Origin of the sequence: Microbacterium sp. KSW4-4 (assembly GCF_023091185.1) — a bacterium.
Lineage (GTDB): Bacteria > Actinomycetota > Actinomycetes > Actinomycetales > Microbacteriaceae > Microbacterium > Microbacterium paraoxydans.
Genome location: NZ_JAHWXJ010000001.1, coordinates 164538 through 178880, shown reverse-complemented (window position 1 = coordinate 178880; position 14343 = coordinate 164538). Strand labels below are relative to the sequence as shown.

Here is a 14343-nt window from a genome sequence, read left to right as displayed (position 1 = left end):
TTCCCGATCGAGGGTAGGTCGCAGGGCGGACGACCGACATCACCCGCGGAGAATGAGGCGGGAGATCAGTAGTCGCGGTCGACGAACGACAGGACGGGGGTGCTGCGGGTGCTCAGCAGACCCAGCTGCGTGGCGCGGGCGATGGCCTCGCTCCGCGTGGAGACGCCCAGCTTCCCGTAGATGTGGGCGGTGTGCGTCTTGATCGTGTTGACCGAGACGTAGAACCTCTCCGCGAGCTCGACGTTGGTGAAGCGCGTGGGGAGCAGCGCGAGCAGCTCCCGCTCGCGCTCGGTGAGGTGCACGGGCGGCCCGTCGGCGCGCTGGGCCTCGATCCCGTACGGCGCGAGCGCCCGCACCGCTTCGGCGATCGGTGCCGGGTACCCCTCGGTCAGCTCGACCACTCTCCGCAGCGTCGAGGGACCGGCGTGGACGAACACCGTCACCAGCACGTCCGCCTCGGCGAGCTGCAGGGCCTCCTGGAGAAGCGCACGGGCGCGACCGCCCATCGCGCCCTCCGCGGCGCACCACGACGCGAGGAGCAGACCGCGGACGCGGCCGAGCGGACTCCGCGCATCGGGGAGCGTCGTGAACTCCCGGAGCAGTGTCTGCGCCTCCGGGAGCTGTCCGAGCGTCAGTTCGGCCGCGACCTTCTCGAACATCACAGCGGTCGTGAGCGTCGGTGCGGCGCTCAGCAGACGACGCGCGCCCTCCGGAGAGCCGTTCAGCCGCATCGCCCTGGCGCGGCGTGCCAGCAGCGCCTCCGCGACGAGCGGGGGTGGTGAGCCGAGCGGCGTCGTACGGATCTGGTCGCTGCCGCGGAGGTCATCGAGAGAGGACCCCGCGGCGAACGCCACCCAGCTCAGCGAGGCGCGGCAGTCCGTGCTCGCCAGTCGGGCTCCCACCCGCAGCGCGGCTTCGGCGCGGTCCAGCCCTCCTTTGATGAGGGCGACCAGCGCGTTCGCCAGATGCGCCTCCGCGGTAGCGGGGTGGTCCTGCTGGCCGCGCTCCCGGGCCAGGGCCTGCGCCTCCGCCGCGAAGTCGCTCGCCTCTCTGGTGCGCCCGCACCACGCATGGACGAGCGCGAGGGCGCCCAGGGCGCCGATCCGCAGGACGGAGTAGCCGGCGCCCTCTGACCGGAGCGCCTCCTCGAGAGACTGCTGCGCCTGGGGGAAGTCCCCGACGAAGAGGTACGCGCGTCCCCGGGACATCAGTGCGATCGTGCGGAGTATCGCGGGCGAGAGGAAGTGGGCAGGCGTCTCGGGGGCGCCCAAGGAGTCGATTCCCTCCAGGGCGCGCTCCGCGAACTCGATCGAGACGTCGGGCCGGGAGCGCCAGTGCACGAGGCTCGCCAGGAACGTCTGGGCGTAGGTCGTCTCCCCCGCCGTGATTCCCGGCGTCGCCAGGATCGCCCGCAGGCGGTCCTCGGCGAGCGCGGTGGCACCGGTCGTCGCGGTCAGGACCGCACGCAGCAGCTGCACGTCGATGCGGCCGGAGAGGGCGGAGTCGGGGATCTCGTTGAGCTGGCGGGCCACCGCGACGGTGTCGATCTGCTCGAACAGATCGACGTTGCAGGCGACGATCGCGTCGATCGCGCGGTCCCAGGCGTGCGCTCGGAGGAGGTACTCGATCGCGGTGCCGGACTCTCCGCGATCGAGATGCCAGGTGGCCGCGCGCACCAGCACGCGCGTTTCCGCCGCCGCGTCCGCCGCGCGCAGCTGATGCTGCAGGAGCTCGCGCAGGAGCGGATGCAGCCGGAACCACTCCCCGGAGTCGTCGAGAGGCGTCGCGAACAGCGCCCCCTGCTCGAGTCGACCGACGAGGTCCCACGTGGACGGCGGGTGGCCGAGCGCGGTGACCAGATCGACGTCGAAGCGGTCCACCACCGACAGCTCCTGCAGCACACGGCGGGCCGCGGGCGCCAGCGGATCCAGGACCTCCCTCGTCAGATAGCCCGCGACCAAGCGATCCGCCCCGTGGAACTCGGCGACGAACCGGGCCGTGTCTGAGCGCTGGCGCAGCTCCGACGCCGCGAGCTGCAGGCCGGTCACCCACCCCTCGGTGCGCTCCAGCAGCACCGCCACCTCCTCGGCGTCCAGACGACGGCCCGCGAGCGTGGCGAGGAGCGTGGCGGCCTCCTCGAGATCGAGCACGAAGCTGGACTGCCCGATCTCCCCCACCTCACCGCGAAGCCTGTTGTCGTTCCACACCTCGGGGGTGTCGATCCGGCTGGAGATGACCAGGTGCACCGTCGGCGGGAGCAGGGCGGCCGCCGTGCTCAGCTCCGTGACGATCGACCTGTTGTGGACGGCGTGCAGGTTCTCCAGCACGATCCCGGTCTCGCCGACGGCTCCGAGCCGCGCGGCGACGTCCCGCAGCAGCAGGGGGTCGTCGCCCGGAACGCCCCCGCGGCGATCGGGCTCCGGGACCGACCGCATCTCCGGGGCGATCCGCCGCACGGTGTCGATGAGGTGCTTCACGAAGAGATGCGGATCGTTGTCGTCGTCGCTGAGGTCCACCCAGGCGAACCGGCGCTCGGGATGCGCACGGACCCACTGGCTCAGGAGGACGGACTTGCCCGCGCCGGCGGGCGCGGTGACGAGGGTGAGCGGCCGCAGGAGCGCGCCGTCGAGTTCACCGCGCGCCGCCGGCCTGTCGACGGCGTAGGAGGGGATGAACTGACCGCTTACGACCTTCAGCACATTCAGCGACGCTTCCTCTGAGGTCCCGTGAGAGAGGGACAGCGAAGTTCCCGTGGCGATGGAGCCTACTGAGGGTGACACCACCCGGGGAGATGCGGATCACCCGATCAGGGTGACTTTCCCGGAGTGGGTCGGCCCGCCATCATCATCCGCGACGGATGACGTCGGCGCCGCATCTCGTGAGTACCCTCGACGCACGCGAGGTGCTGCGCGATCCGTCGTCCGGTCGGAGGAGGTGAGGCATCGCCATGAGCCACCGCCGACGCCGGGGCCACCCCTGGAACACGAGCCCCGAGAATGAACCGGACGATCCGTACGACGACTACCGGCGGTGGCTGGCCGCGCGCCCGGCGCCCGCCCTCGCGGCGGCCCCGCCCCGTGCGCGGCGTCTGCCCCGGCACCGCGCCTCCGCTCTCGAGGAGTGCTGGACCACGATCGACGGGGTGGACGTGTTCTATCGCGAGGCCCCTGCGCCCGCGGTCTCCCGCACGATGATGCACATCCACGGCTTCGGTCTGTCCGGCCGCTACCTGCTCCCCACCGCAGAGGTGCTCCGACACGACTTCCACACCTTCGTGCCCGATCTGCCGGGTTCCGGTCGGAGCGGGAGGCCCCGCACCCCTCTCGACGTCCCCGGACTGGCCGACGCCGTCGCCCGCTTCCTCGACGACCGTCAGGTCGAGCGCGCGACGCTGGTCGGCAACTCGATGGGCTGCCCCGTCATCTGCGAGTTCGCGCGCCTCCATCCCGACCGCATCGACCGGGCGGTCCTGGTGTCGCCCGCGGGCGGCATGCACAACCAGCCTGTGCAGCGCGCCATGCTGCAGCTCGCCAGGGACGGCGTGCGCGAGCCGCCGGGACTGATGCGGATCGCCGGCCCGGACTACCTCCGCTTCGGGGTGTCGAGCACCGTGCGCCTGTTCCGGGCCCTCACCCACTACCCGTCGTTGGAGAGGCTCCTCGCCCTGGACATCCCCACCCTGGTGGTCATCGGCGACCGGGATCCGCTGATGCCGGGACCGGAGCGCCTGCAAGCGGTGGCGTCGCGCACGGACAACCACGTCCTCGCGGTGGTCATCGAAGGGGCGGCGCACGCCATCAACTACAGCAACCCCCGCGAGCTGGCGAACGTCATCCGCCTGTTCATGGCGGATCGGCCCATCGTCGACGATCCCGAGGCGCCGGGGGTCACCCGTACCTACGAGATCCACCGCGGCTCGCTGCCGTCGAGCACCTGACACGGTCCGCCGTCCCACTATCACCCCTTCGGAGTGATCCGACTCCGCGCGCCCCGGACGTACGGTGGCGCCGTGCGCCCACCGGGGGCGCGCGAACGAGGGAGTCGCCATGCGCACGATGGATCCCACCCCGACGGACACGCAGCCGATCGATATCTCCGCGCTCCTGCGCCAGGAGGCAGACCGTGCCGCACCGCCACCCGCCGCCGCGCGGCACGACCAGCCGGGACGGCAGAGATGAACACCCCGGCCCCCGAGTCGCCGGCGTCCATCGCCGAGCACGGGCTCATCGGCGACCTGCAGACGGCCGCCCTCGTCGCGACCGACGGCACGATCGACTGGTTCTGCAGCCCGCGCTTCGACTCGCCCAGCATCTTCGGCGGGCTGCTGGACGAGGACGGCGGGAGGTTCCGCATCCGCCCGGAGACCGACTCCTTCACGAGGAAGCAGCTCTATCTCCCCGACACCGCGATCCTGATCACCCGCTTCCTCACGGACGAGGGCGTCGCCGAGCTCGTCGACTTCATGCCCACGGCAGGGGAATCCGCCCGCGAAGGCCACAGCCTGATCCGTCTCCTCCGCTGCGTCCGCGGAACCGTGACGTTCGCGGTCGAGATCGCCCCGCGGTTCGACTACGGCCGGCGGGCGCACACGCTCGAGGTGAGCGACGTCGGTGCGCTCTTCGTCGCCGAGGACGCACGGCTCGCCGTCAGCGTGGTCCGCCATCCCACCGATCAGCGGTCGGCGGGTGCGCTCACGGACGACGACGGAGACCTGACCCTCCGCGTGTCGCTCCGCGCCGGCGATGTCCGAGGCGTGGTGCTCGAGACCAGCCCGGACGCCGTCCCGAGGGAGATCAGCCCCGAGGAGATCCAGCGGCTCCACGACGACACCGCGAGATTCTGGCAGGACTGGGTGGGCCAGTCGCCGTACTCCGGCCGTTGGCGCGAACTCCTGCACCGCTCCGCGATCACCCTGAAGCTGATGACCTACGCGCCGAGCGGCGGCCTCGTCGCCGCTCCCACCGCGGCGCTCCCGGAGCAGATCGGCGGCGGACGCAACTGGGACTACCGGTACACCTGGGTGCGGGATTCCTCCTTCACGGTCCACGCGCTGCTGCGGATGGGGTTCCACGACGAGGCGGTGACGCTCGGCGGCTGGCTCAAGGACCGGGTCGCGGAACGCGCGCCGGATGCCGCCGGCCCGCTCGCCATCATGTACCGGGTGGACGGATCCCCCGACCTCCGCGAGGAGACCCTCGACCACTGGAGCGGCTATCGCGGCTCCTCCCCCGTGCACATCGGCAACGGCGCGGCCGACCAGCTGCAGCTCGACATCTACGGGGAGGCACTGGACGCCATCTGGTACCTCGATCAGCACGGGGCGCCCATCGGCCATCCGGGCTGGGTCACCATCTGCGAACTGCTCGACTGGCTCGTCGACAACTGGGATCAGCCGGAGGAGGGCATCTGGGAGACCCGCGGCGGCCGCAAGGACTTCACCTACGGACGGCTGATGTGCTGGGTGGCCTTCGACCGCGGCATCCGTCTCGCGACGGTCCACGGTCGGCCGGCGCCGCTCGATCGGTGGATCCGCGAGCGGGACGCCGTGTACGAGCAGATCATGGCACACGGCTGGAACCCCGAGCGGCAGGCGTTCGTGCAGCACTACGGCGACACGGTGCTGGACTCCTCGCTGCTGAAGATGGCGCAGGTGGGCTTCATCGCGCCGAGGGATCCGATGTGGCTGTCCACGCTGGATGCCATGGGCGACGAGCTGCTCTCGGACAGCCTCGTCTACCGATACGACCCCGCGGCGTCCCCCGACGGGCTCGCCGGTTCGGAGGGCACGTTCTCCCTCTGCACCTTCCTCTACGTGGAGGCGCTCGCGGGTGCGGGGCGCGTCGCCGAGGCACGGCTCGTCTTCGAGAAGATGCTCACGTACGCCAATCACGTCGGGCTGTTCTCGGAGGAGATCTCGCCGACCGGGGAGCAGATCGGCAACTTCCCGCAGGCCTTCACGCATCTCGCCCTCATCGACGCGGCACTGTCGCTGAACGACCGGCTCGATCGAGCGCGCTGAGGCGATGGGCACGCGATCGACCTGGAGGCGTCTGCGCGGCTACCCGCTGGTCCTGGCCTCGATCGTCGTGTCGTACGGCTTCACGGCGGCGCAGGCGTCGGCGAGCCCGAGTCTCGTCGCGCTCGCCGCGCAGCTGCTCACCGTCGCGGCGGCGCTGCACGCCGCAGGGGTGCGGCGGAGGACGGAAGCGGTGGGCGACGCCGCGCTCGGGATCGTCCTGCTCGTCACCATCGCCGCCTTCGCGATGGGACAGCCCGGCACCGTGCTCGCCGTCGGGCTGAGCGTCGCCGCCGCAGCCGCCTACCTGTTCGCCCTGGTCGTGATCATCGCCTCCGAGCTGCGCGGCCGGCGCATCGACGCCCGGACCCTCTGGGCGGCGGTCTGCGCCTACCTCCTGATCGGCATGTTCTTCACCTACGTCTTCAGCGCGATCGCGCTCACCGGCGGTCCGCTTTTCGGAGGACGCGAGCCCGACGCCATCACCGACGTGCTCTTCTTCTCGTTCACGACGATGACGACGACGGGCTACGGCAACGTCGTCCCCGTCGAGGCCGGCGCCCAGAGCGTGGCGATCTGTGAGGCCGTCGTCGGACAGCTCTTCCTCGTCACCGTCGTCGCGCGCGTCGTGACGGGCTGGGAGCGGCACCCCCGGGAGGACGCCGTCGATGACGATCCCGGCCGCGCGGCGGAGACCTGAGTCGTCACACTCCTGGGGTGATGTGCCCCGACCGGTTCCCCGCTACGGTTCGACGCGTCGGCGTGCGCGTCGCACGGCCACGGCCGACGACGCGAGGAGGGAGGTGACGGCGATGAGCGACCCGGCTCCTCGGCCCGACCCCGCCAGCGCCGCCCTGCTGAACGCCAGCCGCACCCTGCGTACCGGTTTCGGCACCGAGTCCGCCGTGTACGGCACCATCCTGGTGAGCGGTCTGGTCGCGCTGTCCTCCTCCCATGGCGAGACGTCGGCGTCAGTGCTCTTCACGGTCATCGCGACGGTGCTGGTCTTCTGGGGTGCCCACGTGTACGCCGGCACGGTGGCCCGGCACGGTGAGGTCGACGGCCACGTGATCGGCATCGGAGCGGCCCTCCGCCATTCCCTCGCCGACTCCCTGGGGATGCTCGGCGCTGCGGCCATACCGTGCCTCATCCTCACCGCCGGGACGACGCGGCTCATCCCCGACGACCTCGCCAACGACGCCGCCCTCTGGTCCGGCGTCGTGATCCTGGCGCTGCTCGGCTACATCGCGTTCCTCGGACGGGGCAGCGTCTGGTGGGTGCGTCTGCTCGGGGCCGCGGGCACGGCGGCGTTCGGCATGGTCTTCATCGTGCTGAAGGTCTTCGTGCACTGAGAGCCCGTGCCGGAGAACGAGAAAACCCCCGCCAGAGCGGGGGTTTTCGAAGTGCTGGGGTACCTGGACTCGAACCAAGAACAACTGAACCAGAATCAGCCGTGTTGCCAATTACACCATACCCCAAGGGCGAAACCGGAGCCTCGCACCGAGAGTCAAGCTTACCCGAGCGGCGACCGATCACCAAAACCACCGGTGCCGTGTCGCCGCTCGGGCGCGTCGCGGATCAGTTCCCGAGGAACGCCGAGAGCGCGCGCAGGCGGCGCAGCGACTCGTCCTTGCCCAGCAGCTCCATCGACTCGAACAGGGGCGGCGAGACGCGGCGGCCGGTGATGGCCACACGCGGCGGCCCGTAGGCGACGCGCGGCTTGAGCTCGAGGTTCTCCACGAGCGCCGTCGACAGCACCTCCTGGATCTTCTCCGGGGTGAAGTCGGTGACCGGCTCCAGCGCGGTGACGCAGGCGTCCAGCACCTCGGCGGCGTTGGCCGGCAGCCCCTTGAGCGCATCCGCCTCGTACGACACCTCGTCGCGGAACAGGAAGCCGAGCATGCCCGGCACCTCGCCCAGCAGCTGCACGCGCTCCTGCACCAGCGGAGCCGCGCGGAAGGCGAGGACGAGCTGCTCGTGGGTCGGCTCGTCGAACAGGCCGGCCGCGGCGAGGTACGGCACCGTGCGCTCGGCGAAGTCCTTCACGTCGAGCATGCGGATGTGGTCGCCGTTGATCGACTCGGCCTTCTTCTGGTCGAAGCGGGCCGGGTTGGGGTTCACGTTCTCGATGTCGAACGCGGCGATGAACTCGTCGAGCGAGAAGACGTCGCGGTCCGGGCCGATCGACCAGCCCAGCAGCGCGAGGTAGTTCAGGAGCCCTTCGTGGATGAAGCCGCGCTCCCGGTGCAGGAACAGATCGGCCTGCGGGTCGCGCTTGGAGAGCTTCTTGTTGCCGGTCTCCCCCAGCACGAGCGGCATGTGGGCGAACCGTGGCACGAACGTCGTCACACCCGCGTCGATGAGAGCGGCGTAGAGCGAGAGCTGCCGCGCGGTGGACGGCATGAGGTCTTCGCCGCGGAGCACATGGGTGATGCCCATCAGCGCGTCGTCGACGGGGTTCACGAACGTGTACAGCGGCACACCGTTGGGGCGCACGACGACGAAGTCCGGGAAGGAGCCCGCGGGGAACGTGACCTCGCCGCGGATCAGGTCGACGTACGTGAGGTCCTCATCCGGCACCCGCAGGCGGAGGGCGGGCTGCCGGCCCTCGGCGCGGAAGGCGGCCTTCTGCTCATCGGTGAGGTCACGGTCGAAGTTGTCGTAGCCGAGCTGCTTCGCGCGGCCGTTGGCCTCGTTGCGGGCGTCGATCTCCTCGGCCGTCGAGTAGCTCTCGTAGAGCGCGCCCGTCGCGAGCAGCTTGTCGATGACCTCGCGGTAGATGTCGTGCCGCTCGGACTGGCGGTACGGGGCGTGCGGGCCGCCGACCTCGACGCCCTCATCCCAGTCGATCTTCAGCCACGTGAGCGCGTCCACGAGCTGGCGGAAGCTCTCCTCGCTGTCGCGTGCGGCGTCGGTGTCCTCGATGCGGAACACCATCTTCCCGCCGTTGTGACGGGCATACGCCCAGTTGTACAGAGCCGTGCGGACCATGCCGACGTGCGGCAGCCCCGTCGGAGAGGGGCAGAAGCGGACGCGGACGTCGGCGCCGCTGGCGGTCGTGGTGAGGGGATGCGGAGTAGCCATAGCCCTTCGATTCTACGGGTGCGGGCCGGTCAGCCCCGGCGCGAGACCGCCACGGCCGCGCGGTGCTCCAGCGGGAGCACCGCACCCACCCGATGCGCGGCGACCGTCTCCTCGAACCCTGCGCGGAACCGGGATCGCTCGGCGAAGGAGAGCCCGGCGTAGTGCGCCCCGGCGCCGGCCACACCGCCCTCGACCGAGACCCACAGGGCGTCCGGGTCGGCGTGCCAGGTCCAGGTGTGCTCGGTGACCGACACCTCCGGGAGTCCGGCGTCGACGAGCATGGCCGCGAAGCCGTCCGCGGTGCGATCGAAGTCCTCCTCCGCCGGAAGCCTCTCCCCCGCAGAGGGCCGCAGCCCCGCGCGTTCGACGACCTCGGCCCAGAACCACGACGGCGAGCGGGTCCAGGTCGTCGCGGCGACCGGTCCGCGTGCGACCCGCCCCAGCTCCCGGGCGGCGGTCCGCGGGGAGGAGACGTGGTTCAGCACGAAGTTCGCCACGACGGCGTCGACGGCGCGGTCGGCGAACGGCAGCGTCGGCAGGCCGCCGTCGATGATGCGCAGCGTCGGGTGCCGCCGGCGGGCGACGGCGCGCATGGTCGGCTCCGGCTCGCAGGCCGTGACGTCCCACCCCAGGCCGGCGAAGCGGACCGCCAGGCCACCCTCCCCCGCCCCGACGTCGAGGAGGCTGCGACCCTCCGCCGGTCCGAGGGCGGCGGCGAGGACGTCGAAGGTCCCCGCGCACAGGGCCGCGTACGAGGCGGCATAGGCCTCCCCGACGCCACCCCAGGCCTTCACCGCGCGCTGCTCCGGGCGAGCGGCGACAGCGCGACGATCGCGAGGACGAGCACGGAGGCCGCGATACCGAGCCCGGCGTACTGGAAGTTCGACAGCACGACGCCGGCGAGGACGGACCCGGCGGCGGCCGACAGGCTCATCAGCGAGTCGCTGCGTCCCTGCCGCCGCGTGCGGACGTCGGGGGCCGAGGCCTCGGTGAGCAGGGCGGCGCCGGCGACCGTGGCGGCGCTCCACCCGAGGCCGAGGAGGATGAGCGCCACCATGACGCCCCACGCCTCGGTGCCCGCGAAGACGGCGAAGGCCAGGGCGCCGCCGAGCAGAGCCTGACCGAGCAGCACCACGCGCAGCCGCCCCCAGCGGTCGGCCAGCACGCCGAACACCGGCGAGAGCGCGTACATGCCGCCGACGTGCAGCGCGATGGTGATCCCGACGAGCGCTGAGACGTCGGCCGGGGTCGCGGCCGCACCGTGGGCGCCGTGCGCCATGTGGGACAGATGCACGGGGGTCATCGCCATGACCGACGCCATCACCACGTGCGACCCCGCGATCGCGAAGATCGCGTAGCGGGCCACGCGCGGGCGGTCCGCCACGGCGGCGCTCGTCGCGGCGGCCGCCGCCTGCGCGAGTCGCTGCGCGGCGAGCAGCGGATCGGGTCGGAGCGCGACGAGATAGAGCGCCAGAGCCGCGCACTGCGCGACGAACGAGAAGACGTACGAGCCGGTCTGCGGCGGCATGCCGATCGCCTGGCCGACGATCTCCCCCGGACCGAGCAGCAGCGGCCCCGCCACGCCGCCGATCGTCGTGGACCACACGACGATCGAGAGGTCGCGCCCACGATGCTGCGGGGCCGCGAGGTCCGTGGCCGCGAACCGGGACTGCAGGTTGCCCGCGTTCCCCGCACCGATCAGCAGGATGCCGACGAGCAGGAGCGGGAAGACGCGCACGGATGCTGCGAGGATCACCACGGCGATGCCGATGAGGGCGAAGAGGTTGCCGAGGGTGAGTGCACGACGCCGTCCGAGCCGCGCGGCCATCCGGGCGAGCGGGATCGCGCAGACCGCGGCCCCGAGGGTCACCGACGCCGTCGCGAGTCCGGAGAGCGCGTCGCTGCCGGAGATGTCCGCGGCGAGCAGCGCACCGAGCGACACGGTGGCTCCGAACGCGATGCCGCCGAGCACCTGCCCCAGCGACAGCACGAGCACGGTGCGACGCTGGACCGCCTGCTGCTGCGTCGCCGTGAGGGCGACCTCGATCATGACGTGGGAGCGGCGTCGCGCGCGGTGTTGCGGAGGATGCCGAGTCCGGAGATCTCGACCTCGACCGTGTCGCCCGCCTCGAACGTGCCCACGCCGGCGGGAGTCCCCGTCATGATGACGTCGCCCGGAAGGAGCGTGAACACCGCGGAGGCGTACTCGATGATTGCGGCGACCGAGTGGATCATGTCGGTGAGCGGGGCGTGCTGGCGGACCTCGCCGTTCACCCGCGTCTCGATCGTGGCCTGTGCGGGGTCGAAGTCCGTCTCGATCACGGGGCCGAGCGGGCAGAACGTGTCGAAGCCCTTCGCCCGCGACCACTGCCCGTCCTTGCGCTGCAGGTCGCGCGCCGTGACGTCGTTGCCGATGGTGTAGCCGAGCACGTGGTCGAGGGCGTTCTCCGCCTTCACGTTCTTGGCGATCCGCCCGATCACGACCACGAGCTCGCCCTCGTACTCCGTCCGCTCGGAGAGGGCGACGGGACGCACGATCGCGTCGTCGGGGCCGATCACGGCGGTGTTCGGCTTGAGGAACAGCAGCGGCTCCTCGGGGGCCACTCCCCCCATCTCGGCGGCGTGGTCGTGGTAGTTCTTCCCAACGCAGACGACCTTGGAGCGCGGGATCACGGGCGCGAGCAGCGTGACCTCGGTCAGCGGGACGCGGGCGCCGGTGGTCTCGTACCCGGAGAACATCGGGTCCCCGGCCAGGACCACGAGCTCGCGGTCGTCGATGATCCCGTACATGATGGCGTCGTCGTGGCTGAACCGGGCGATCTTCATCCCTCCACCCTAGATCCCCTGCTCCCCTGTCGAGACCCCGCTTTCTCGTCGAGACCCCGCCTTGCGTGCGCAGGTGAGGCGGGGTCTCGACGCGAGCCCGGGGGCTCAACCGACCTCAGCCGGGCGGATGGATGCCGAACGCGGCGAGCCGGCGCCCGAGGTCCTCGGGGGTGCGGATGTGTCGGGAGCCCCAGCGCACCACCCGCCACCCCGTGACCCCGCGGATCTCGTCCTCGCGGTGCTTCTCCGCCATCACCGCATCGGTCGCCGTGGGCGTCGTCCGCAGCTCCGCATCCCGGTACTTGTCCTCCCCGTCGAACTCCCCGAAGGCCTGCGACCGCGGGAAGCCGAAGTCGGCGAAGTACCGCGCGCCGTCAGAGCCGACGACGGGGATCTGCAGACCGATGTCCCGGAAGCCGAGTCGGTGGAGCTGGAGGCGACTCACGCTCTCGCCCGGAAGCTGCGCCCGTCCGTCCGCGAAGGCTCCGATCCACCGCGCGCGCCGCACGCCCCGGAGCCCCGCCGTACACAGCCGGTCGACCTCGGCCCGCCAGGCGTCGACCTCATCGTGGTCGACCTCGTGTCCGTCGATCGAGACCATCCGAAGCGCCGCGTCCCCGGCCGCGACGACGGCCTCTGGGCGCAGCAGCCTCGCGAGGTCGAACACGGTACGGATCAACGACGTGCACCGGAGCCCGTGTCGCCGGACGATGTCGCCCTCGTCGAGCGCCATCTGGTGTCGGACGACCCCGGCCTCGGTCCGGCTGTGCCGACGGCTGCGGATCGCGGTGTGCACGTCGTCCCGGATCGGCCCCACGAGCGGCAGCCCCCAGAGCGCCGCCGCGGAGAGGTGCGAGAATACCGGACCTCCGCCGGCGCTGGCCCGTCGTACGGCGCACACCCGCACGAGCTGTCGCCCCTCCGGCCACAGCGCGTCCCAGACCTCCGCGTCGACATACGCCCCCCGGTGCACCCGTCGCAGCCTGCCGTACGCGACCGCCTCCCCCAGTTCCCGTTCCGTGACCCCCGTGTCGAGGACCTCCTCCCGCGATCGCACGAGATCCCAGGCTTCGGAGAACGAGAGGCGCCGCGACATCCCCTCACTCTCCCCCGCCTGCTCTCCTCACCTCTCGTTCTCCACACCCCCCGCTCCTCTTCCCCCACTCCCCCCGCATTGTGCAGGAACCGTCCCCGCGCGCGAGACCCCGGGTACACGCCGAGACCCCGCCTTCCACGCGGCGACACGGCGGGGTGTCGGCGGGGAGACGGGGTCTCGGGGAATCGGATCAGGCGTCGAGGCGGAGCAGCCAGCCGTGCTTGTCCTCGCGGCGCCCGTACTGGATGTCGGTGAGCTCTTCGCGGAGCGACAGCGCGAGCTCACCCAGCGGCTGCGGCTCGTCGAAGCCCTCGCCCACGAGCGCGCCGATCGGGGTCACGACCGCGGCCGTGCCACAGGCGAACACCTCGACGATGTCACCGGAGGCCACGCCCTCACGCCACTCGTCGATCGAGATCGGACGCTTCTCGACCGTGTAGCCGCGGTCCTCGGCGAGCTGCAGCAGCGAGTCGCGCGTGATGCCCTCGAGGATGCTGTCCGACTCCGGCGTCACGACACGACCGTCTTTGAACACGAACACGACGTTCATGCCGCCGAGCTCCTCGACATCGCGGTTCTCGTTGAGGAACACGACCTGGTCACAGCCCTTCGCACTGGCCTCGGCCTGCGGCAGGAGGCTGGAGGCGTAGTTGCCGCCCGTCTTCGCCTTGCCGGTGCCACCGCGTCCCGCGCGGGCGTAGTCCTCGGAGAGCCAGATCCGCACGGGCTTCACGCCTCCGGTGAAGTAGGCGCCCGCGGGGCTCGCGATCACGTAGTAGGCGACCTTCTGCGCCGCGCGCACACCGAGGAAGGCCTCCTTGGCGAACATGAACGGCCGCAGGTACAGGCTCTGGTCGGCGCCGGAGGGCACCCAGCGGCCGTCGACGGCGATGAGCTCGCGCAGCGACTGGATGAAGTACTCCGTCGGCAGCTCCGGCAGCGCCAGGCGGCGGGCGCTCGCCTGAAGGCGCGCGGCGTTGCGGTCGGGACGGAAGGTGTGGATCGAACCGTCCGCGTGCCGGTAGGCCTTGATGCCCTCGAAGATCTCCTGCGCGTAGTGCAGCACGGACGCCGCGGGGTCGAGCGGGATCGGGCCGTAGGGCTGCACGCGCGGACGGTGCCAGCCGCCCTTGGCCGACCAGCAGATGTCGACCATGTGGTCGGTGAAGACGACCCCGAAACCGGGGTTCTCCAGCACTTCGGCGACGCGTGCCGGCGAGGCCGCGTTCAGGTTCTTCGTCACGGCGAACTCCAGGGGAGCCACGCTCGTCTCGGCGTCGATCGTCGTCATGTCGTCATCCAATCCTCGTGGGGTGGGCGC

At 71.3% G+C, this 14343-nt stretch carries 11 protein-coding genes and 1 tRNA gene; 4 read left to right on the top strand and 8 right to left on the bottom strand.

From position 1 onward, the window contains the following. Positions 1–65: 65 nt before the first annotated feature. Positions 66–2699: a LuxR C-terminal-related transcriptional regulator gene (locus KZC57_RS00870; protein ID WP_247640841.1), complete on the bottom strand. Its 2634-nt coding sequence runs from the start codon at positions 2697–2699 to the stop codon at positions 66–68. Between the two features lie 248 nt (positions 2700–2947). Between KZC57_RS00870 and KZC57_RS00865 the strand changes: the two genes are divergently transcribed. The 4 genes from KZC57_RS00865 (at position 2948) to KZC57_RS00850 (ending at position 7368) form a co-directional block, all read left to right on the top strand. Continuing rightward, positions 2948–3937: an alpha/beta fold hydrolase gene (locus tag KZC57_RS00865; protein ID WP_144881007.1), complete on the top strand. Its 990-nt coding sequence runs from the start codon at positions 2948–2950 to the stop codon at positions 3935–3937. Positions 3938–4174: 237 nt separating this feature from the next. Next, positions 4175–6019, top strand: coding sequence for a glycoside hydrolase family 15 protein (locus KZC57_RS00860; protein ID WP_247640840.1), 1845 nt, complete (start codon positions 4175–4177; stop codon positions 6017–6019). A 4-nt stretch (positions 6020–6023) separates the two neighbouring features. Further along, positions 6024–6716 (top strand): ion channel, encoded by a 693-nt coding sequence (locus KZC57_RS00855; RefSeq protein WP_247640839.1) that lies wholly within the window; start codon positions 6024–6026, stop codon positions 6714–6716. A 112-nt stretch (positions 6717–6828) separates the two neighbouring features. Further along, a complete protein-coding gene (locus KZC57_RS00850; protein ID WP_247640838.1) occupies positions 6829–7368 on the top strand; it encodes a hypothetical protein in 540 nt (179 codons plus the stop codon). Between the two features lie 54 nt (positions 7369–7422). Here KZC57_RS00850 and KZC57_RS00845 read toward each other — a convergent pair. The 7 genes from KZC57_RS00845 to KZC57_RS00815 form a co-directional block, all read right to left on the bottom strand. Beyond that, positions 7423–7494 (bottom strand) — tRNA-Gln (locus KZC57_RS00845). Positions 7495–7594: 100 nt separating this feature from the next. Further along, complete coding sequence (gene gltX, locus KZC57_RS00840; protein ID WP_247640837.1) at positions 7595–9100, bottom strand: glutamate--tRNA ligase; 1506 nt, start codon at positions 9098–9100, stop codon at positions 7595–7597. Between the two features lie 29 nt (positions 9101–9129). Beyond that, entirely contained in the window at positions 9130–9894 is a 765-nt protein-coding gene (locus KZC57_RS00835) for a class I SAM-dependent methyltransferase (RefSeq protein ID WP_247640836.1), read from the bottom strand. After that, entirely contained in the window at positions 9891–11150 is a 1260-nt protein-coding gene (locus KZC57_RS00830; protein ID WP_247640835.1) for an MFS transporter, read from the bottom strand. The genes KZC57_RS00835 and KZC57_RS00830 overlap by 4 nt, the downstream gene beginning before the upstream one ends. Beyond that, a complete protein-coding gene (locus KZC57_RS00825) occupies positions 11147–11926 on the bottom strand; it encodes a fumarylacetoacetate hydrolase family protein (RefSeq protein ID WP_060922668.1) in 780 nt (259 codons plus the stop codon). Before KZC57_RS00825 ends, KZC57_RS00830 begins: the two co-directional genes overlap by 4 nt. A gap of 115 nt (positions 11927–12041) precedes the next feature. Then, complete coding sequence (locus KZC57_RS00820) at positions 12042–13022, bottom strand: hypothetical protein (RefSeq protein WP_247640834.1); 981 nt, start codon at positions 13020–13022, stop codon at positions 12042–12044. Between the two features lie 190 nt (positions 13023–13212). Then, a complete protein-coding gene (locus KZC57_RS00815; protein ID WP_062634807.1) occupies positions 13213–14313 on the bottom strand; it encodes a branched-chain amino acid aminotransferase in 1101 nt (366 codons plus the stop codon). Positions 14314–14343: the final 30 nt, after the last annotated feature.